This window comes from Providencia lanzhouensis (assembly GCF_050469745.1).
Classification (GTDB): Bacteria; Pseudomonadota; Gammaproteobacteria; order Enterobacterales; family Enterobacteriaceae; genus Providencia; species Providencia lanzhouensis.
Genome location: NZ_CP174123.1, coordinates 4,071,669 through 4,092,169 on the forward strand (window position 1 = coordinate 4,071,669; position 20,501 = coordinate 4,092,169).

The following is a 20,501-nucleotide window of genomic DNA, read 5'->3' on the forward strand; positions in this document are numbered from 1 at the left end:
CTATATTATTATTAGCTTGGTAATTTAGGCATGTCTGCAATTTCATCTTTAGTTGCACGCCCGAGCAATGCTTGGGAGGCTTCTAACACATTTTTATTGCAGTAGAGAATTTGATAAATCTGTTCCGTGATTGGCATTTCAACACCAGCACGCTCCGCAAGGGCTTTCACCTCTTTGGTATTACGATAGCCTTCAACCACTTGCCCAATCTCTTTTTCCGCCTCTTCCACACTGACACCATTGCCTAGCATCATGCCGAAACGGCGGTTACGAGATTGGTTGTCGGTGCAGGTTAACACTAGGTCGCCAAGTCCTGCCATACCCATAAATGTGGATGGATCAGCACCCAGTGATACACCTAAGCGGCTCATTTCGGCTAAGCCTCGTGTGATCAATGCCGTACGTGCGTTTGCGCCGAAGCCCATACCATCAGAGATCCCAGCGCCAATCGCGATAACGTTTTTCACTGCGCCACCAAGTTGCACACCAATCATGTCAGGGTTTTTATAGACGCGGAAACTTTTGCCACAATGGAATAATTTTTGTAAATCATCACCAAATTGGCTATCGGATGCAGCGACTGAAATAGCCGTAGGGAGACCGGCTGCAAGCTCTTTTGCAAAAGTGGGGCCAGAAAGTACCGCCAGAGGAATTTCGTTTCCTAATACCTCACGCGCTACATCTTGCAACAAACGCCCGGTATCTCTCTCTAACCCTTTGGTTGCCCAAATAATGCGGGAGCCCGCTTTTAGATACGGTTTGATTTGCTTGAGCACATCACCAAATACATGGCTAGGTACCACAATCAAGATATTCAGGCTCGCTTCAACGGCGCTTTTTAAGTCCGTTTCGAGAGATAAACTATCAGGGAAAGAAACACCAGGTAAAAACGCTTGATTGCTACGTTCTTGGTTTAATTTACGGATGTGTGCTGGGTCATGCCCCCACAACACCACCTGATGACCATTACGTGCAAGAGTAATGGCTAAAGCGGTGCCGTACGAGCCGGCACCGATCACTGTCATTGAAGCAGTATTCATTAAGCGACCTTATTGAACTTCAGGGTTCTGCGCTTGTTCACCTTGTTGCTGCTGTAAGTAATTCATGAACAGTGCATCAAAGTTAACTGGCGCTAAGTTCAATTGTGGGAAAGTACCACGACCCACCATGTTCGTGATAGTTTCACGCGCATATGGGAACAGGATATTTGGGCAGTATGCACCTAAGCAATGTGCCATTTGAGTGCCTTCGATACCATCAATGGAGAACACACCCGCTTGCTGAACTTCACACAGAAATGCAGTTTCTTCGCCCAGAGTAGCGGTAGTTGTCACACGCAGAACAACCTCATATACGCCTTCAGCTAGCTGAGTTGAAGAAGTATCTAAATCTAATTTGATCTCTGGCTGCCACTCTTTTTGAAAGATTTGAGGTGCATTAGGTGCTTCAAATGAAACGTCTTTTGCGTAGATACGTTGAATTTGAAATACCATTTCTGAGTTGTTTTGTTCTGACATAATAATTACCTTACTTCCATATTAGAGTTTCGAGATATATTCAGTTGCCGGCACATTTTACAGTGCCGGATAATTACTTCTTACCACGAGCCAGTGGTAGGTTTTCACCCGCCCAACCAGCGATCCCTTCTTTCAGGACAAAGACTTTTTCAAAGCCATGATGAGCAAGCTGTTCAGCAGGTTTAGTTGCTTCCATTCCACTTGCAGAAACCATAATCACAGATTTCTGTTTATGTTTTTCCAGCTCACCCAAATTATTATCTTTAATTTCAGATGGTGTTAAGTTAATAGAATCAATAATATGCCCTTTGCGGAACTCTTCGCGAGTACGTAAGTCCACAACAACTGCTTCTTCTTTATTGATCATTGTAATCGCTTGAGTGCGCGCAATGACTTTAGTTTTAGAGAATAGGCTTCTGAAGGTCATCACGACCACGGCAACAAATAACACTATCCAAGTCAGACTAACAAACGTGTTACGACCGACAAATTGCATGATTTCTTGGATCATGGGGGGCAATTACTCCCGTTAGTTAAAAACGAATATCAAAGGGTTCAGAGTATACCTTTGTGCTGAGCTAATTACAGCCAGTTAGCGCAAACTAGAATGTCTTTTTTGCGAAAACACTCGCAGAGTTAACACCTTTTTACTGAAAAAAGAATTTTTTTCTCAAAGCTGTACGCAGGCATTTTAACATAAACATGCTCCGACTAGACTTTGACGCTAAATTAATTCCCATCTAAATAGAGTATATACAGTAAAATTCAGTGATAATACGCCTATGATTTGACTTAGTATCAAATGGTATAATAGCAATATTCTTAATTTTTAAGCGTTTTTATGACTATTTTTAAGAGAACACTGGAAAGCACGACTTGCAGATGAAATAATCAGTTATTGCATTTAATTGAGGTGATCTATCACAATGGCCCATACATCCCATCGAATAAAGACGTTTTTTGTTCGTCAGGCAATGATCCCCGCCCTGCTTGGTTTGGGGTTATTCACTTTGGCGCCTTCTCACGTCGCGCTCGCGAATCAGATCACCGAAAATAAAGGTCAATTAAATGACCTGCTAAAAAGCATTGCTGAAAAAGAAAAAAGCGTTAAAGAACAGCAAACTAAAAAAAGTAATCTCCTTCAGCAACTTAAAGAGCAAGAACAAAGTATTTCAGCAGCAAGCCGTGATTTGCATCTAACACAAAACCAATTAAAACAGCTAGATAAAGAAATATCCGCCTTATCTAGCAATATCAGTCGGCTGCAAAAGAAAAAAAATGAGCAAGAAAAACTACTTGCTGAGCAGTTAGATGCTGCATTCCGACTTGGTAAACACCAAGGTTTATCACTACTCTTAAAGGGTGAAGAAGGTCAACGGGAAGAGCGAATTCTTGCGTATTATGGTTACCTCAACCAAGCTCGTGAAAAAAATATTCTTGATCTAGAAGAAACCACCAAAGAGCTGCACGAACAGAAACAATTAGAGCAAAAAAAGCAAGCTGAGCAGAAAACAACGCTCACACGCCAGCAGCAAGAAAAACAAAAGCTCGATAATGCGCAAGCTTCACGGCAAAAAACCTTAACCGTATTAGAAAGCTCATTAAAAGAAGATCAAAAAAATCTCGCGGTCTTAAAGCAGAACGAAGCCAGACTACGCGACAAAATTGCTAAAGCAGAACGCGAAGCCAAAGCACGCGCTGAGCGTGAAGCTCGTGAAGCCGCGCGAATTCGTGCTCAAGTGGCTGAAAAGGAAAGAAAAGCCAAACAGAAAGGCGCCACGTATAAGCCATCTGAAAGTGAGCAATCACTTATGTCTCGAACAGGCGGTTTAGGTCGTCCTGCTGGTCAAGCTATCTGGCCGGTACGCGGTTCCACCCTACATAATTATGGGGATGTGATCTCCAGCGAATTACGTTGGAAAGGTATGGTGATCGCCGCAAATGAAGGCACCCAAGTTAAGGCTATTGCGGATGGTCGTGTACTACTCGCTGACTGGCTTCAAGGTTATGGTTTGGTTGTTGTCGTTGAGCATGGTAAAGGGGATATGAGCCTATATGGCTATAACCAAAGTGCGCTGGTAAATGTGGGACAAGAAGTCCGCGCAGGTCAGCCAATTGCGTTAGTGGGAAGTAGTGGCGGTCAAGAACGCCCTGCACTTTACTTTGAAATTCGCCGACAAGGTAAAACCGTCAACCCTCGCCCATGGCTAGGAAGGTAGCACAACCACCTTTCACATTACCTATAAAATGCTAGGCTATAAAAAGTTAGGAAAATAATTATGTTAAGACACTCGCCGATGAAATTACTGATTAGCCTGCTCCTTATCATGGTCAGCTCTCAGGCGAGTGCCGCCAAACTCGCTATTGTCATCGATGATTTCGGTTACCGAGCCAAAGAAGATAATCAAATCCTAGCGTTACCGGCCGCCATCAGTATTGCTATTTTACCTAACTCACCTCATGGTGCTGAAGTCGCGGCAACCGCCTATCAGCAAGGGCGGGATATTTTAATCCATATGCCCATGAAACCATTGAGTAAACAACCTCTCGAAAAAGACACTTTGGCACCCTCAATGAGTGCTGAAGAGGTTGACCGCATCATCAAAAATGCCATTAGCCGAGTTCCTCACGCTAAAGGAATGAATAACCATATGGGCAGCGAGATGACCTCCAGCCTTTCTGGGATGCGCAATGTGATGCGCTCGCTGTCGCAATCGAACCTCTTTTTCTTGGATAGCGTCACGATTGGTAATACGCAAGCATTGAATGCTGCTAAAGAATTTGGCGTTCCCTCTACGAAGCGCAATATTTTTATTGATAATCACCAATCTGAAGAAGAAACCCGTACACAGTTGAATAAAGCCATTGCTTACGCGCGTAAACATGGCAGCGCGGTGGCTATTGGTCACCCGCATCCATCAACCGTGCGCGCCTTACAAAAATTTATTCCACTGGTTCCCTCTGATATTGAGCTTGTGCCTGTCAGTTCACTGGTCGGCTATCAGCCAGCAACTGGCGCACCACGTAAAACGCTCAGAATGCAACCTGAAGGTGTTAATCCAACTCTGCCAGTGACAAAGCCAGAGACAAAAATGCCATTCAAATCAGAGGCAAAACCTCATGAAGCGGCTAAAACAAAGGTAGATTCTGATGATGCTACACCAACTCTTGCGGAGCCAGAACTGACCAACGATGCTGCGGAGCAACCTGAAAAATCAGTCAGTCCCGTAGAGTTAGGTGTATGCGATATCGAACTGCCATCAACCCGCCTGCAAGGTATTGAGCTACTCATGTTTGTGGTCGAAGCCATTTATCAAGATAAAACCCTACAGCCTCTGATTGCAGGAAAGAAAATGCTTTAACGGGTAAGGCTAAAAATAAAAAAGGGTTTAAAGGCACTTGCCAATAAACCCTTTAAACTCATAAGTTAATTCTGCATTAATCCCAGTTTAAAATCACTTTTCCTGACTGCCCTGAGCACATCACATCAAAGCCTTTTTGGAAGTCATCAATAGAAAACTCATGAGTAATGATTGGTGATAAATCGAGACCTGATTGCACTAGTGTCGCCATCTTATACCAAGTTTCAAACATTTCACGCCCATAAATTCCCTTGATAAACAGACCTTTAAATATAACTTGGCTCCAGTCCGTTGCCATCGATGCAGGGGGAATACCTAATAGCGCAATTCTGCCACCATGATTCATTGTATCTAGCATATTTTGGAAAGCAGCGGGCGCCCCTGAAACTTCTAGCGCCACATCAAAACCTTCTTTCATTCCCAGTTCATTCATGACGTCTTTAAGATTTTCACGGCTCACATTCACCGCGCGGGTTACACCCACTTTCTTCGCCAATTCAAGGCGATAGTCATTTACGTCCGTGATCACCACATGGCGAGCACCAACATGTCGGCAAACTGCTGCCGCCATAATACCAATAGGACCTGCGCCAGAAACCAGCACATCTTCCCCCACTAAATCAAATGATAGTGCCGTATGTACTGCATTACCAAATGGGTCAAAAATTGCTGCAATTTCATCGGGAATATTATCTGGAATTTTAAAGGCGTTAAACGCTGGGATCACCAAATACTCAGCAAAACATCCTGGGCGATTTACACCGACGCCAATGGTATTACGGCATAAGTGGGTACGCCCACCTCGGCAATTACGGCAATGACCGCAGGTAATATGCCCTTCGCCAGAAACACGGTCACCAATTTTAAACCCTTTAACTTCCTGCCCAATCTCAACAATTTCCCCTATATATTCATGACCTACCACCATCGGAACTGGAATCGTTTTTTGCGACCATTCATCCCAGTTGTAGATATGAACATCCGTTCCGCAGATGGCGGTTTTACGGATTTTAATCATCACATCATTGTGTCCCAGTTCCGGTTTCGGAACGTCTGTCATCCATATACCTGGTTCTGCTTTTAATTTGGACAGTGCTTTCATAGGCGACCTTTTATTTATGATTACATTAATTTCATGACCACTTTAATTTCACGACTGTATTAATTTCATAAGAAAATCAAATTTATAACTAAATTAGTTGAAGCTTTTTGCCAATACGGGTGAATGCATCAACAGCGTGTAAAATATCCTCTTCGCTGTGTGCAGCAGACATTTGCGTGCGAATTCGCGCTTGTCCTTGCGGAACTACCGGATAGAAAAATCCAGTGACATAAATACCTTCTTTTAATAGTTCTGAGGCAAATTGCTGAGCAATTTTGGCATCACCCAACATCACAGGAATGATGGCATGATCGGCGCCTGCTAATGTAAATCCTGCAGCCGTCATTTTTTCTCTAAATAACACCGCATTACGCCACAATTTCTCACGGCGCTCTTGCCCTTCGGTCATCATATCGATCACCTTAATGGACGCAGCAACAATGGCAGGAGCCAAAGAATTGGAGAATAAATATGGGCGCGAACGTTGACGTAACCACTCGACAACCTCTTTTTTGGCGGCAGTATAACCACCCGATGCACCACCTAATGCTTTTCCGAGTGTGCCTGTAATGATGTCAACTCGCCCCATCACTTTACAATACTCGTGGCTACCACGACCGTTTTCACCAACAAAACCAACAGCATGAGAGTCATCTACCATGACCAATGCGTTATATTCATCTGCAAGGTCACAGACAGTTTTCAAGTCAGCAATCACACCATCCATCGAGAAAACACCGTCAGTCGCAATCAGAATATGACGCGCACCCGCAGCTTTCGCTTCTTCAAGGCGCTGTTTTAATTCCGTCATATTGTTATTGCTGTAGCGATAGCGCTGGGCTTTACACAGGCGAACACCGTCAATAATGGATGCGTGGTTTAGTGCATCAGAAATAATGGCGTCTTCTGGTCCCAGTAGCGTTTCGAAAAGCCCGCCATTGGCATCAAAACAAGAGGAATAAAGGATCGCATCTTCCATTCCAAGGAAATCCGCGATTTTCTTTTCAAGAACTTTATGGTTGTCTTGGGTACCGCAAATAAAGCGAACCGATGCCATACCAAAGCCATGGCTATCCATACCCTGTTTTGCCGCTTCAATCAGCGCGGGATGATTGGCTAAGCCTAAATAGTTATTTGCACAGAAGTTAATAACGCGCTGTCCACCCTGGATTTCAATATCCGCGTCTTGAGAGGTCGTAATAATGCGCTCATGTTTAAACAAGCCTTCAGCTTCTATTTGCACCAATTGTTGTTTAATCTGCTGGTAAAATTGTTCTGACATGATTTGTTCCTGTAAAGAAGTTGTTTACAGAGTTTAATAATAGTCACTAGAACTAGCGATATCTGGTGAGCAAATAAGTTAAGTTTGTAGGCAAGATCACGATAATGCCCTTTAAAGAGGTATGACAACTAGGACAATTATCTGGTCGATATACTGTTGTCTGCACAAAGAGGTGTTATTATAGACCCCAATTTTGTATCTATTTATTCTTAACCCACTTGAGGTATTCACGATGATCGTAGTCACTGGCGGAGCTGGTTTTATTGGCAGCAATATTATTAAAGCCCTGAATGAAATGGGTCGCACCGATATTCTGGTGGTGGATAACCTGAAAGATGGTACTAAGTTTGCCAACCTTGTTGACCTCGATATCGCCGATTACATGGATAAAGAAGACTTTATCGTGAGCGTTATTGCGGGTGATGATTTTGGCGATATTGACGCTGTTTTCCATGAAGGTGCTTGCTCATCCACCACTGAGTGGGATGGTAAGTATATGATGGATAATAACTATCAATTTTCTAAAGAACTGCTGCATTACTGTTTAGAACGTGAAATTCCTTTCCTGTATGCCTCTTCCGCAGCGACATACGGCGGACGTAGCGATAATTTCATCGAAGAACGTGAATTTGAAAAACCACTGAACGTATACGGCTACTCTAAATTCCAATTCGACCAATATGTCCGCAGCATCATGCCTGAAGCTCAGTCTCAAGTGTGTGGCTTCCGCTATTTCAACGTTTATGGACCAAATGAAAACCATAAAGGCAGCATGGCGAGTGTGGCTTACCACTTAAACAAACAAATTAATGAAGGGCAAACCCCGAAACTGTTTGAAGGAAGCGACACTTTCCGCCGTGATTTCATCTACGTTGGCGATGTGGCAGCGGTGAATTTATGGTTCTGGGAAAATAATGTTTCTGGCATTTTCAACTGTGGTACAGGTCGCGCGGAATCATTCCAAGCCGTTGCCGATGCCGTCACTGAATTCCATAAAGATAAAAATGTGTCTATCGAATACATTGAATTCCCTGAGAAATTAAAAGGTCGCTACCAGAGCTTCACTCAAGCGGATCTGACTAAATTACGTGCCGCAGGTTACACAGCACCGTTTAAAACCGTTGCTGAAGGCGTGACCGAATATATGCAATGGCTGAATAAAGACGCGTAATCGTCTTTTATGAAAACAGTACCTATGAAAATACTCGTGATTGGCCCCTCATGGGTAGGGGATATGATGATGTCACAGAGCCTTTATCGTACGATCAAGGCACTGCATCCTCATGCTCAGATAGATGTGATGGCACCGGATTGGTGCCGCCCGTTATTGGCGAAAATGCCCGAAGTGTCTGAAGCGATCTCCATGCCATTAGGGCATGGAAAGCTCGAAATTGGCGAACGTCGTCAATTAGGCATCAATTTGCGGAAAAATGGGTACGATCAGGCGATTGTTTTACCTAATTCCTTGAAATCTGCTCTGGTGCCGTTCTTTGCTAAAATCGCCAAAAGAACGGGGTGGCGTGGTGAAATGCGTTATGGGCTGCTCAATGATTTACGCCCATTAGATAAACAAGCATTTCCGCTGATGGTGCAACGCTACGTAGCATTAGCGTATGACAAGCAGCTCATCAAATCTGCCAATGATATTCCCGCCCCAATTCTATGGCCTAAATTAGTCACTGATAAACAGCAAGTTAGCGATACTGTTAGTCAATTTAATATTGATTTTTCTCGTCCAATTATTGGTTTCTGCCCAGGCGCTGAATTTGGTCCCGCAAAACGCTGGCCACACTATCACTATGCGGCGCTCGCCCAGAAATTAATTAGCGAGAAAGGCTACCAAGTTCTGTTATTTGGCTCTCAAAAAGACCATGAAGCAGGTGAAGAAATCCGCCAAAATTTAACGGATGACGCTCGTCATTACTGCCTCAATTTCGCAGGAAAAACGTCGTTAGAACAAGCCGTTAATCTTATTGATGCGTGCCAAGCCATTGTGAGTAATGATTCTGGCTTAATGCATGTAGCTGCGGCTCTCGATAAACCGTTAGTCGCACTCTATGGCCCAAGCAGCCCTGACTTTACTCCACCACTGTCCGATAAAGCGGAAGTTATCCGCCTGATTACGGGTTACCACAAAGTGCGTGAAGGTGACGGCGAAAGTGGCTATCATCAGAGCCTAATTGATATTCAACCGCAAATGGTACTGGATGCCCTCACGCGTTTAAATATAGGTATTAAATAATGAGAGTGTTATTAGTAAAAACATCATCTATGGGAGATGTTTTGCACTCTCTGCCTGCATTAACCGACGCGCAGACAGCAATACCGAATATTCAATTTGATTGGGTGGTCGAAGAGGGGTTTGCTCAAATCCCCACATGGCATAGTGCAGTGAATAAAGTCATCCCTGTGGCAATCCGTCGTTGGCGAAAAAATTGGTTTTCTGCGCCAATTCGTGCCGAACGTGCAGCATTTCGTCGCCAACTACAGGAAACCCACTACGATGCAGTGATTGATGCGCAAGGGTTACTTAAGAGTGCGTTGCTAGTCACTCGCCTTGCTCTCGGTTCTAAACATGGTTATGACCGCCATAGTATCCGCGAGCCGATTGCTAGCTTCTTCTACGACCATCGTTATTCCATTAGTAAACAGCAACATGCAGTGGAGCGTATTCGCCAATTATTTGCTAAAAGCCTCGGGTACACTTGCCCTAGGACCCAAGGAGATTACGCGATAGCTCGCCATTTCTTGCAATCAACCGACGAAGCCGAAGCGCCCTATGTGCTGTTTTTGCACTCCACAACCCGCGACGATAAGCATTGGCCTGAGTCTCATTGGCGTGAACTGATTCAGTTAATGAAGGAAACTGGGCTGAGAGTGAAACTCCCTTGGGGTGCAGAGCATGAGCATCAACGAGCGATGAGACTAGCTGAGGGTTTTGATTTTGTTGAAGTCTTACCAAAATTAACGCTGGCACAAGTCGCGCAACAGATTGCAGATGCCAAAGCGGTAGTTTCTGTCGATACCGGTTTAAGCCATTTAACCGCTGCGCTGGATAAACCGAATTTCACGCTGTTTGGTCCAACAAACCCCGGTTTAATTGGTGGTTATGGAAAAGACCAAAATGAGATAAAAAGCGTAGATAATAGAATGGATAGCATTAAAGCTGATGTGGTCTTCCAACAACTGTGCACCGAGTTATAGCCCACTCAGAGTATTATCTAAAGCCTATCTCCCATAATAATTAAGCGGTCATTTGACCGCTTAATTATTTTTTTCACTGTATAAAAGATTTATTTTTTCTCTGGGGCAATAAACCCAAAACACATGGTTTTCGGCTCAGCATCCGGTTCAGAGCGATAAATTACATCTTCTTTTTCGATCGTAAATTGTGGCCAGAATTTACGCACTTTAGCGAAATCTTCGTGGGCACAATCGTCATATTTTCGCCCTAATAAAATAGCACCGTGCTCACGAATTTCTGCTTCGGTAATCTCACGGTTATACACATTCGGCGGCATATGATTTTCTAGCGTCCAAGGCTGGATAACATGCGGTCTATCTTGGGCATAGATAATAAACCATTGATGTAGGTTATCCTCACCGCCAACATATTTGACTGGCGTTCCGTAACGTTGATACCAGCGCTGTTCACCTTCAGCAATTAAGGTTTTCACGCCAATAAACTTCTGACCTGCTCCTCGAATATTCCCAGCTTGAACAATGAGATAGCCCGATACCATTAAGACACCAACAACGGCTAAGCCAATTAATGGTTTTTTCAGTGACTTTTTCGGCATTACAGTGATTGAGCCAACAAATAAAGGCGCACAGGCCATCATAAATGGCTGTAACCACTCAGTAATTCGCCCACCATCATGGAACGAGAACCAACCGTAAATCACGGCTAATGGAAATAAAATAATGAAGTTTGCCATGCGGTTCGATAAGGCTTTCGGCCAACCGATTTTTCCGCCACAGCAATATAAGATAATTGCTGCGATAATCAGCGGGTAAAACACACTTAACGCAGCTTCCGTGGTATGTAAGTTAAAACCGGGGTCAATTTGCGAATCTACCCATTTAAAGGCTGAAAAATCACTCGCCATCAACCAGAAGAAGTTTGGCAAGATCATCGAAAACCACAGTGCTATCGCTAAATAAAACACCGGATGGCGATAGCTTTGGCGCGCTTGTTTCACAAAAAGGGTGAGTAAGAAAACGGAGCCGACTAAAGCAAGCGTGGAGTATTTCCCCATTGTTGCCAGACCGGTCACTAAAGCAAAAGGTAGCCACCACAGTGGGTTATCTTCGACGGCACGCAGAAATAAGTAAATCACCCAAGGCCAGAATGTCACTAAAATATAGTTATCATTATAAGGAATAATATCGAAATTAATGACGCCTGATAAATTCATCATCAGCATCGCAAACCATGCAAGGTCACGGCGCCCTGTTAACCGATAGGCAAGTTTCCATACCCCAAGTAACCCAAATCCAATACCGATAAAATGGCTTAAATACCAATAGAAACTATAAGAAATTCCCAAATGGATGGCAGGCCACATCATCGTACCGACAAACCACGGATTTTTTGGGGAGCCCCACTCACCATTCATTCCCCAGTTAACGGCTTCGACCGTATCGTAAGGAACGGTCGGGTCAAAAAAGAAACTCGCAAGGATCCAGGCAATGGCATAGCCAATGATCCAAAGATACACATACTTATTTGAAGTTGGTTGATTGGTTGTCGGCATTCTTTTTTCAGCGAAATTTATCAATAAAGTTAAAGGGAAATACGCATTATTTTACGTCAAGCTTGTAGAGTGCTACCTCTCGCTCGGCTGAGTATGCAAAAACGTGACTGGGTAGTTTACTATAGTTTAAACAAAATAATCAGAAATGAGAGAAATTGTTATTACTCATTATAGTAATATTCAAGTTATCAATATTTTGCTGAATATTACTGTTCTCTAGGAGGTAAATAAGGCTGCAACAATTTAAGTAAACGCTGCAATGCGCCTTGGTTTTCATGTAATACTTCTGCGGCATGTCGACCATAATACAGTCGATAATCTTCATCGGATAGCAGGCTCGTGACGGCTTGAGCCAGTGATTCGCTGTCCGTCACGGTGATCAACCCATCTGCTTGGGTTAATTTCGCGCAAATATCTTTAAAATTAAAGGTATGTGGTCCCATCAAAACAGGTAATGCATGCGCAGCTGCTTCAAGTGGATTATGACCGCCCGTTTCAACTAAGCTCCCGCCAACGAAAGCAATATCTGCAATTCCGTACAGCAACATCAATTCCCCCATCGTATCGCCAATAACCACTTGGGTTTCTAGAGATGGGATAACGCCACTACTACGACGAATGAAGCTTAGCCCTGCTTTTTGCGTCAACTCTTCCGCTTTTACGAAACGTTCTGGATGCCTTGGAACTAAAATGAGTAATAAATTGGGAAATTTTTTCAACAACTGTTGGTGAGTTTGTAAAACAATGGCTTCTTCACCTTCATGGGTGCTTGTCGCAATCCATACAGGGCGATGTGCGGCCCACTGCCTGCGTAAGGTAATCGCTTTAACAGCCAATTCAGGGGTAACGGAAATATCAAATTTTAAGCTTCCCGTCACTTCTAACTGCTTACGTCTTAACCCTAATTGAATAAAACGTTCACCATCTTCTTGATGCTGAGCTGCCACCATCGTGACATTTTGCAGCATACGCTTCACAAAGCTACCAAGCTTTTGATAACCCGCAGCAGAGCGTTCAGATAACCGAGCATTCGCGATAACTAATGGAATATTACGCTTATGCAATTGGTTGATCATATTTGGCCAGAGTTCTGTTTCCATAATAATCACCAGTTTAGGATCAACTTGATTAAGGAAACGGCTCATTGAGCCTGGTAAATCATAAGGGAGATAAACGTGACTAATATCGTCACCAAATGCCGACTGAACACGCTCTGACCCGGTTGGCGTCATTGTTGTCACAGTGATAGGGAGTGATGGATAGTGATGGCGAAGTGCACGCACTAACGGTACTGCCGCAAGGGTTTCCCCCACAGAAACTGAGTGTAATAAAATACCTTTAGGAACAACTTTGCCACCACAAAAACCATAGCGTTCCCCCCAGCGTTTGCGATACGCAGGGGCTTTACGGCTACGCAATAATAAGCGTATCCAAATCAATGGCTGGATGAGATAAAGAAGTACCTGATATACACGCAATAACATTCGATCTGATTCACTTACCAAAATTGGCGGTATCTTACCATAAACCATTACTGAAAGTGTGTAGAATCTGTGCCTAAAATGAGACTTAAAATAAATGGATGCTTACCAGTGATTGTTGCAAGAGAACGCAATTGCCGTTAATGTGGATTTCACCGTCACTTATTCCTATCGATATATTAGGATAAGCAATAATAAACAAAGAGATAGCAATATCATGACCCATAAAGCTATTTATCCGGGAACCTTTGACCCGATTACCTCTGGACACGTCGATATCGTCACCCGTGCCGCCGCGATGTTTGACCATGTTTTGCTCGCTATCGCAAATAGTCAACGCAAAAGCCCTATGTTTAATCTGGAAGAGCGTGTTGAGCTAGCAAAGCAAGTTACAGCTCACTTAGGGAATGTCGAAGTGGTTGGCTTTTCTGAGTTAATGGCGAATTTTGCACAGAAAAATAATGCGAATATTTTAATTCGTGGCGTACGTTCAGTGGCAGATTTTGAATATGAATGGCAACTGGCTAATATGAACCGCCATTTTGTTCCTGAGCTAGAAACAGTATTTTTACTTCCATCACAAAGCTTATCTTTCGTTTCATCCTCATTAATTAAGGATGTCGCGCTTCATGATGGAGATATTTCGTCGTTTTTACCGCCTATAGTTGCTGAGGCTATGTTGAAAAAACTCAACAAAATCTAGCAATTACTTCTGACATTGAGGGCAATAAAAGGTTGTCCTCTGTCCTTGTTTGATGCTCTCAATCTGGGTTCCGCATAAAGAGCAAGGCTCGCCTTTTTTTCCATACACAAATAACTCTTGAGCAAAGTAACCCGGTTTTCCGTCTGACTGTAAAAAGTCTTTGAGAGTGGTTCCACCTTGCTCTATTGAACGTTGCAGCACTTTTTTAATCTGCGTAACCAGTTCGGTAATTTCATTGAGTGTCAGTGTGTTAGTCAGCTTTTCTGGGGAGATTCTTGATGCAAAAAGCGCTTCATTAGCATAGATATTCCCTACCCCAACAACGATTTTGTTGTCCATCAACCAAGGTTTGACCGCAACCTTACGTTTAGCTGCTAAATCAAAGAGATATTTAGGATTGAATTCCTCGGAAAGAGGTTCAGGCCCTAAATGAGCGAGAACAGAGCTGGACGCTAAATCATCGCACCAAAGCCATGCACCAAAACGTCGAGGGTCAGTGTAGCGCAGTACTTTACCGTCACTCAAAATAAGATCTACATGGTCATGTTTCCCTTCAGGTATCTCTTCCGTTAGAATCCGCACACTGCCAGACATTCCTAAATGGACAATAATCCACCCTTTGCGCAGTTCAATCAGTAGGTATTTTGCCCGTCGTTGAACACTTATCACAGTTTCATCAGATAAACGCATGATTTGTTCACTTACCGGCCAACGTAACCGTTCATCACGTACAACGGCATAACTAATTGTATTGCCGACTAAATGTGGTTCAATACCTCGGCGACTGGTTTCAACTTCGGGAAGTTCTGGCATTATTTTTTCTCAATTTGGCAAAAAACTTGGTTAATAATCACATATTACCCCTATAACATGCATAACCATTGTTATACCATAAGCCCTATTAATCAAAGAGCACAGATTGATAAACTTACTAACAAGGGTGACCGAATAAATATTCTATTTGGCTATCTTGACGCCACTATATGAATGACGTTCATCCTCGTAACAGTTAATAATTACACATTGGCATTTTTCGATGAAAAACATTAAGTTATCTGTTATTGTTCCATGTTATAATAGCGAAAAATATATTGATGAATGTTTATCTTCAGTTATTTCATTTATGGATAATGAAGTCGAATTGGTCATCATCAATGATGGTTCAACAGATAGTAGCGAGCAGGTTATTTTTAATAAAATCAACCAATATACTCATCTAAATATACTGTATGTAAAAAGAGACAATGGGGGACTATCAAAAGCAAGAAATCATGGGATATCCCTAAGTTCAGGAGAGTATATTGCCTTCTTAGATGCTGATGATTTTCTAAACAGTCAATTTTATCATGAAATAAGGCCAATAATATCTTCATCAGATTATGACCTCATTGAATTTGACACACTAAAATTTGAGAATTCACATCCAGATATAAAAAATAAAATAAAAACGAGTAGCTTTTCTGGCGCCGTGAAAATAACGACCTATCATGATTTGAAGCCTGTTTTTAATAATAAAAAGTGGTTTGCATGGTCAAGGGTATATCGAAGTACTCTATTTAAAGAGGTAGGTATTCATTATCCTGTCGGTATTTTGTATGAAGATATGGCAACTACTCCCTTTCTTTATTTAGAAAGTAAAAATATCTATAGCATCAATAAAACGTTAATTCATTATCGAGTAAATGAAACTAGTATCACGCAAACCTTTAGACGAAGTGATATTAACAGTCTTATTTATGTTATGGCTACCTTGTCATTTATTGCTCTTATTAAAGGCCCTCTAGTGGCAAAAATGTTGGCAAAATCACAATCTGAAGCATTTCACTTACTGAAAAAGTCAATATCCAAGAATACTGGAGAAAAGCTATCGAAATCTGAAGCCTTTCAAATAAAGCAATCTATAGCGTTATTTAAAAAATATTTATCCTATAAAGAACGGCTTCAAATTTATTTTCTAGAGATTTATTTTTCCTTATGGAAAAAGAACAAATCTTGACTTTCAATAAAACACAATCACTTGAAATAAACAACTTTAAAACAACAGGTAACTTTGTGAAAATAGCCCAAAAACTTCGCGAACAAGCTCCCTTTTTCTTACTTTTTGTAATGATAATTGGGATGTTTACTAACGATACACAAGGTATTCTAAATATTTCCGCTGCGCTGCTTTTTTTATTTGTTGTCTATACCGCCGCAACAAAAAAAACCAACATACTTAGTGGGCTGCGTCGACTCATTAGCGGTCGAAAATTTTTATTCCTTTTTTTAGCTTGGTGCTTATTTTGCGCAACCTTCTTTACATATTCCGGCTTTACTACTGATGCTCTCAAAGCGATATTTGATGATTGGCGTTATGTTATTGTTATAACTTTATTTTTGATTGTATTTCAAAGTGAACAGAGTAAATCCCAGAAAGTCATTACATATGCTCTAATTTCCACCTTAGTATTTATTCTTTTTATTACGCCTGTTTTAAAAATTATAAAAGGTAGCGATATGCCGATGTATCTTCAGCTTAGGTATGGGTTTGCTCATTACGCTACTCTCATTTTTCCATTTGTGTTAACTGGTTTTTTTATATCGAAGAACATTTCTTTCAAAATAATTTTATTTTTACTCTCGATTATAGGGTTTACTTTTGTTCTTTATACTGGCAGCCGTGGTGGAGCATTGGCTATCGCCGTTGAATCTGCACTGATATTGCTACTATTATCACCTAGTCTAAAGAAATTTTGTTATTACAGCCTGATTTGCTCACTACTGTTATCTGCCACACTTTATGCTTCTTATTCCTTCATCCCCCAAGTAAAGAATAAAGTTAACCAAACTATTAGTGCGAATAATATCACCTCAAGCAGAGATCAAATTATTGATGTACGTTATCCACTTATCATGAATAGTATAGAAAATAACTTACATGGAATTGGATATGGCGGAGTAGCTTATAATAATTACTTGAATGACCATAATGTAAAACCTATCAAAAGTGCATCAGGCTATTCAGAAAAGAAAAAAATGATGACTCACAATAATGATGAACCTTTCTTCCTGAATATTGCATACAGCATTGGTTATATTGGATTATTTCTATTCTGCGTAGCTTTTATTTTCAACATGAAAGATCTTTTACACAGTTTTAAACAAAAGAAAGACATCCTTAATGTCGGTATATTCGTTTCATCAATTGGCTACTTTTTGGTCTATTGCCTATTTGAATTTATCTTCTTAGATATCTTTATTTTGTACAACATACTCACCGCGATCTTGATAAATAACGTTTTAGTGAAAAAATGATACGAAAAAGGCCATCTACATTGATGGCCTTTTTAATACAATACCTAATGGGACGCTTTTTTCATTAAGTATTGAATTGTCGTCATAATAAACTGAAGATATTTACCATTTTTTCTTAGATGAGATTTCTTACGAGATAACTGTTTATAGCCTTCTGGCTTTAATAAAGGTATATCTTTCCAAGGTGAATTCTTGCGGGCACGCTCTAAATAATCGTATTCTTCATAGAAATTTGCCCACTCATGGAAAGGCTTGGTTAGCCCCACAAAATGAATAAAAACCACACTATCAGGGATCTTAGTCAGATGCCCTTTACTCGTAATATACCAATCAAGAGAAAACATATAATTATAGTTTTCACTAATATTGACTAACTTATCGTTGAGTAAAACGTTTAATGCATCTTGGTCCGGATGTGAGAAATCATTTTTTTCAACTAACTCAATAACTTTATTTGGAATATCGCTCTCAGCCAGATACTTGAGAGACATATATAAAAAACCTGAATTAAAATACTTGCTCATATCGATCGATAAACGCTGTTTTTCACTACAGAATTTATCTTTCACTGCATAAACAAAGGTATTTTCACCAAATTGTAAAGTCTTTAACTCTGCCATATTACCTTTACAAATGATGTCAGCATCAAGATATAACAAGTTATCAATGGTATCCGAAAGATATGAAATAATGAGCAATCTAAAATAGATTGCATGGCTCCACGCTTTAGATGGAAGCGGCAGCTGCTTAAATTTTTCGTTATCAATAAAGTAAATAGTTAACTTATGTGGAGTATTTTCGACTAATCCACGGAATAGTTTTTCATCAGGCAAATTATCGACAAAAAGGTGAAAATGGAAATTTGTTTCTTGATTATTGAGAAGAACCGATGCAATTGACGTACCGACACCGTATAAAAACTTCTCATCAACACCATAGCCAATGTGAAAATAACTATCTTCACTGTTTTGATTATCGTTTATTTTTATCAATGATTTAATCATATCATTGTTTATCATGTCGTTACCTTTTACCTAATCAATCACAATGTTTGAATAACTGTCTATGATGCTAATATTGAGTATCTTTTATAAACGATATTTTAAACTTCTTTGGCGAATTTTTTCTGCTCTTTGCTCAGAGATTTGTATTAATCGTTGCTCTTTCTTCAAAATCTCACGCAGCGGCATTTCAAAATAAACCTTCATAAACCGGAAAATATCTCGTTGAGTTAAGCCGATTTCTAGTGACGAAAAGTATAAACCAATTAAATCCTTATTTCGCCAACGGGTAGGAACTGACGACCGTAGCTGTGCGCGATGCAAATCGATAACTGAAATTTTTAAATCGTGCAGATTTTCTGTGAACGGTAGATGCAGTAAGAAATGGCAAATATAACAGTCGCGGTGATTAATGCCGATGCGATGCATCTTACGTACCATCTCGGCAACTCGCTGGATCAACATTTGCTTAGTTCTGAATTTAGGCGGTTGAGTTGCCCAATTAGCGCAGTAATCTTCTAAACTCACTGTTGGAGTGAGGTCTTCAGTAATAATAAATGAATGACGTCGAAGTGGGTTCCACCCTCTTTGCCCAAAAGCACGCCCGTTCATGGTATCAATGCCAGCTTCAGTCAATCGATGAATTGCATTCCATTCACGATCTGCACCTAAAACAGGTAAACGGAATGAAAATAAATTCTTCAAAACCTCTTTTAGCGTCGTGCCATAATGAATCTTAATAAAATAGCTTTTATCATTAAGCTGGAAACGCAATGTTCTGCGCGTTTCCAATGCACGAAAGACTTCGCCATCCAGTTTATCTGTTTCAACAAATGGGTCTTTATCTTTCCATAATTCGTTAAAAGGTGCTTTTAACTCAACCATTAGAGCATCCTAAAATAATATCGGCCGCTTTTTCCGGTAAACTATACAGATCTTCTGTGTCTGCATAGTATTTAGCATTGTTTACCCATTGAGCTCGTTTTTGTGTATCTTGCAGACTATCACATAGCGCCTGATTTAAAACTGCCTGTTCAAACGGCTCATTAACCACCACACCACATTGTGCTTTGTCGATAAACGACGCATAACCACACACTTCAGTGACTATAATTGGCAATCCAGCAACAATCGCTTCAAGCAGGACAATCCCAGCCGCTTCTTGATAAGCCGGATGCATCAAAATATCCGCAGCAGCCATTAGCTCCGCAATGTCATTGCGTCCGCTAAAAAATGAAACTTGTTTAGTAATTCCCAACGTTTCCGCTACTCGTTGATATTTACCGGGTTTATCTTGCCCTACCACCATCAAAAGTGTGTTATTTCTGATGTTTTCAGGCAGTGCTGCCATCGCCTTAAGAGTTCTATCAACTCCCTTGCGTTTAAAATCAGACCCAACTTGAAGCAGTAAAAATGCAGACTCTGGAATTTGATTCTTTTCCCGATAAATACGCTTAGCATCCACAATCTGTTGGTCATATTTTCGATCAACGGCTATACCCGGAGGCAGCATGTGAAAACGGTCACTTTCCGTTCCATAGTGCTTTTCAAAATGGGTAATTTGATGAGGAGTGAGCATCATGAGCTGCGTTGCCTTTCCTTTTTGGAAGACCGCTTTTTCAAAAGCAGCATAATGTTTATAGCGTGGAGTCAGCTTATAGAAAAAGCCTTTTTCTTCAGCCACTTTTTGCGCATAACAAACATCCGCAGCAAAATATACATCCAGCTCAGGCATTTTATTAAAGCCAACAATTCTATCTACAGGATGTTGCTTCAGATGTGCCATTACCCATTCACAATATTGGGCATTTCGTCCATGGTTAGTGCCTGAACTAGTAGGAACAATAATAATTTCAAAATGTTCTGGGCGTTCACCTTCCCATGACTGGGTATAAACACGAATCTGATGTCCACGAGCTTGGCAAGCCATCGCGATACGTAAAAAGTCGCGTTGTAGCCCTCCAAAGGGAAAATATTTATACAGACAAAATGCCAACACCAT

19 protein-coding genes are annotated in these 20,501 nt (G+C 41.3%); 8 read left to right on the forward strand and 11 right to left on the reverse strand.

Translation table 11 applies throughout. From position 1 onward, the window contains the following. Nucleotides 1-11: 11 nt before the first annotated feature. The 3 genes from gpsA to ACIH2S_RS19115 form a co-directional block, all read right to left on the reverse strand. Nucleotides 12-1,040 carry an NAD(P)H-dependent glycerol-3-phosphate dehydrogenase gene (gpsA, locus tag ACIH2S_RS19105; protein ID WP_108479153.1) on the reverse strand — a complete coding sequence of 343 codons (1,029 nt, stop codon included), beginning with the start codon at nt 1,038-1,040 and terminating at the stop codon, nt 12-14. Nucleotides 1,041-1,049: 9 nt separating this feature from the next. Continuing rightward, nucleotides 1,050-1,517 (reverse strand): protein-export chaperone SecB, encoded by a 468-nt coding sequence (gene secB / locus ACIH2S_RS19110; protein ID WP_006660561.1) that lies wholly within the window; start codon nt 1,515-1,517, stop codon nt 1,050-1,052. 73 nt (nt 1,518-1,590) lie between these two features. Further along, nucleotides 1,591-2,025 carry a rhodanese-like domain-containing protein gene (locus tag ACIH2S_RS19115; RefSeq protein WP_230085095.1) on the reverse strand — a complete coding sequence of 145 codons (435 nt, stop codon included), beginning with the start codon at nt 2,023-2,025 and terminating at the stop codon, nt 1,591-1,593. A 418-nt stretch (nt 2,026-2,443) separates the two neighbouring features. Between ACIH2S_RS19115 and envC the strand changes: the two genes are divergently transcribed. Together envC and ACIH2S_RS19125 are read left to right on the forward strand one after the other, a co-directional pair. After that, nucleotides 2,444-3,736 carry a murein hydrolase activator EnvC gene (gene envC / locus ACIH2S_RS19120; protein ID WP_036950769.1) on the forward strand — a complete coding sequence of 431 codons (1,293 nt, stop codon included), beginning with the start codon at nt 2,444-2,446 and terminating at the stop codon, nt 3,734-3,736. Between the two features lie 60 nt (nt 3,737-3,796). Then, nucleotides 3,797-4,879 (forward strand): divergent polysaccharide deacetylase family protein, encoded by a 1,083-nt coding sequence (locus tag ACIH2S_RS19125; protein ID WP_430247869.1) that lies wholly within the window; start codon nt 3,797-3,799, stop codon nt 4,877-4,879. 76 nt (nt 4,880-4,955) lie between these two features. On the opposite strand, the gene tdh is transcribed toward ACIH2S_RS19125, so the two are convergent. Both tdh and ACIH2S_RS19135 read right to left on the reverse strand, forming a co-directional pair. Then, nucleotides 4,956-5,981 carry an L-threonine 3-dehydrogenase gene (gene tdh / locus ACIH2S_RS19130; RefSeq protein WP_321146281.1) on the reverse strand — a complete coding sequence of 342 codons (1,026 nt, stop codon included), beginning with the start codon at nt 5,979-5,981 and terminating at the stop codon, nt 4,956-4,958. Nucleotides 5,982-6,069: 88 nt separating this feature from the next. Next, nucleotides 6,070-7,263, reverse strand: a complete 1,194-nt coding sequence (locus ACIH2S_RS19135) for a glycine C-acetyltransferase (RefSeq protein ID WP_108479149.1) — start codon at nt 7,261-7,263, stop codon at nt 6,070-6,072. Between the two features lie 232 nt (nt 7,264-7,495). Here ACIH2S_RS19135 and rfaD point away from each other — a divergent pair, with 232 nt between their 5' ends. Genes rfaD through rfaC form a run of 3 tightly spaced genes read left to right on the forward strand, consistent with a single transcriptional unit; the run spans nt 7,496 to nt 10,467 of the window. Continuing rightward, entirely contained in the window at nt 7,496-8,434 is a 939-nt protein-coding gene (rfaD, locus tag ACIH2S_RS19140) for an ADP-glyceromanno-heptose 6-epimerase (RefSeq protein ID WP_036950761.1), read from the forward strand. A gap of 24 nt (nt 8,435-8,458) precedes the next feature. Continuing rightward, nucleotides 8,459-9,505, forward strand: a complete 1,047-nt coding sequence (gene rfaF, locus ACIH2S_RS19145) for an ADP-heptose--LPS heptosyltransferase RfaF (protein ID WP_430247873.1) — start codon at nt 8,459-8,461, stop codon at nt 9,503-9,505. Further along, on the forward strand, nt 9,505-10,467 hold the full coding sequence (gene rfaC / locus ACIH2S_RS19150; RefSeq protein WP_430247874.1) for a lipopolysaccharide heptosyltransferase RfaC: 963 nt from the start codon (nt 9,505-9,507) through the stop codon (nt 10,465-10,467). The genes rfaF and rfaC overlap by 1 nt, the downstream gene beginning before the upstream one ends. 89 nt (nt 10,468-10,556) lie before the next feature. Here the strand turns inward: rfaC and ACIH2S_RS19155 are convergent, their stop codons facing one another. Both ACIH2S_RS19155 and waaA read right to left on the reverse strand, forming a co-directional pair. After that, nucleotides 10,557-12,020, reverse strand: coding sequence for an ArnT family glycosyltransferase (locus ACIH2S_RS19155; protein ID WP_108479145.1), 1,464 nt, complete (start codon nt 12,018-12,020; stop codon nt 10,557-10,559). 206 nt (nt 12,021-12,226) lie between these two features. After that, nucleotides 12,227-13,504 carry a lipid IV(A) 3-deoxy-D-manno-octulosonic acid transferase gene (waaA, locus tag ACIH2S_RS19160; protein WP_036950750.1) on the reverse strand — a complete coding sequence of 426 codons (1,278 nt, stop codon included), beginning with the start codon at nt 13,502-13,504 and terminating at the stop codon, nt 12,227-12,229. A 214-nt stretch (nt 13,505-13,718) separates the two neighbouring features. Between waaA and coaD the strand changes: the two genes are divergently transcribed. Further along, complete coding sequence (gene coaD, locus ACIH2S_RS19165; protein ID WP_036950747.1) at nt 13,719-14,204, forward strand: pantetheine-phosphate adenylyltransferase; 486 nt, start codon at nt 13,719-13,721, stop codon at nt 14,202-14,204. 3 nt (nt 14,205-14,207) lie between these two features. Here the strand turns inward: coaD and mutM are convergent, their stop codons facing one another. Then, complete coding sequence (gene mutM, locus ACIH2S_RS19170; RefSeq protein ID WP_430247876.1) at nt 14,208-15,017, reverse strand: bifunctional DNA-formamidopyrimidine glycosylase/DNA-(apurinic or apyrimidinic site) lyase; 810 nt, start codon at nt 15,015-15,017, stop codon at nt 14,208-14,210. Nucleotides 15,018-15,240: 223 nt separating this feature from the next. On the opposite strand from mutM, the gene ACIH2S_RS19175 reads away from it, so the two are divergent. Both ACIH2S_RS19175 and ACIH2S_RS19180 read left to right on the forward strand, forming a co-directional pair. After that, nucleotides 15,241-16,200 carry a glycosyltransferase family 2 protein gene (locus ACIH2S_RS19175; RefSeq protein WP_108479143.1) on the forward strand — a complete coding sequence of 320 codons (960 nt, stop codon included), beginning with the start codon at nt 15,241-15,243 and terminating at the stop codon, nt 16,198-16,200. After that, nucleotides 16,179-17,498, forward strand: coding sequence for an O-antigen ligase family protein (locus tag ACIH2S_RS19180; RefSeq protein ID WP_108479142.1), 1,320 nt, complete (start codon nt 16,179-16,181; stop codon nt 17,496-17,498). Before ACIH2S_RS19175 ends, ACIH2S_RS19180 begins: the two co-directional genes overlap by 22 nt. 44 nt (nt 17,499-17,542) lie before the next feature. Here the strand turns inward: ACIH2S_RS19180 and ACIH2S_RS19185 are convergent, their stop codons facing one another. The 3 genes from ACIH2S_RS19185 to ACIH2S_RS19195 all read right to left on the reverse strand — a co-directional run bounded on the left by ACIH2S_RS19185 (nt 17,543) and on the right by ACIH2S_RS19195 (nt 20,501). Next, nucleotides 17,543-18,517: a glycosyltransferase gene (locus ACIH2S_RS19185; RefSeq protein WP_154634486.1), complete on the reverse strand. Its 975-nt coding sequence runs from the start codon at nt 18,515-18,517 to the stop codon at nt 17,543-17,545. Between the two features lie 69 nt (nt 18,518-18,586). Continuing rightward, entirely contained in the window at nt 18,587-19,384 is a 798-nt protein-coding gene (gene rfaP, locus ACIH2S_RS19190) for a lipopolysaccharide core heptose(I) kinase RfaP (protein ID WP_321146876.1), read from the reverse strand. Beyond that, entirely contained in the window at nt 19,377-20,501 is a 1,125-nt protein-coding gene (locus ACIH2S_RS19195; RefSeq protein ID WP_108479139.1) for a glycosyltransferase family 4 protein, read from the reverse strand. Before ACIH2S_RS19195 ends, rfaP begins: the two co-directional genes overlap by 8 nt.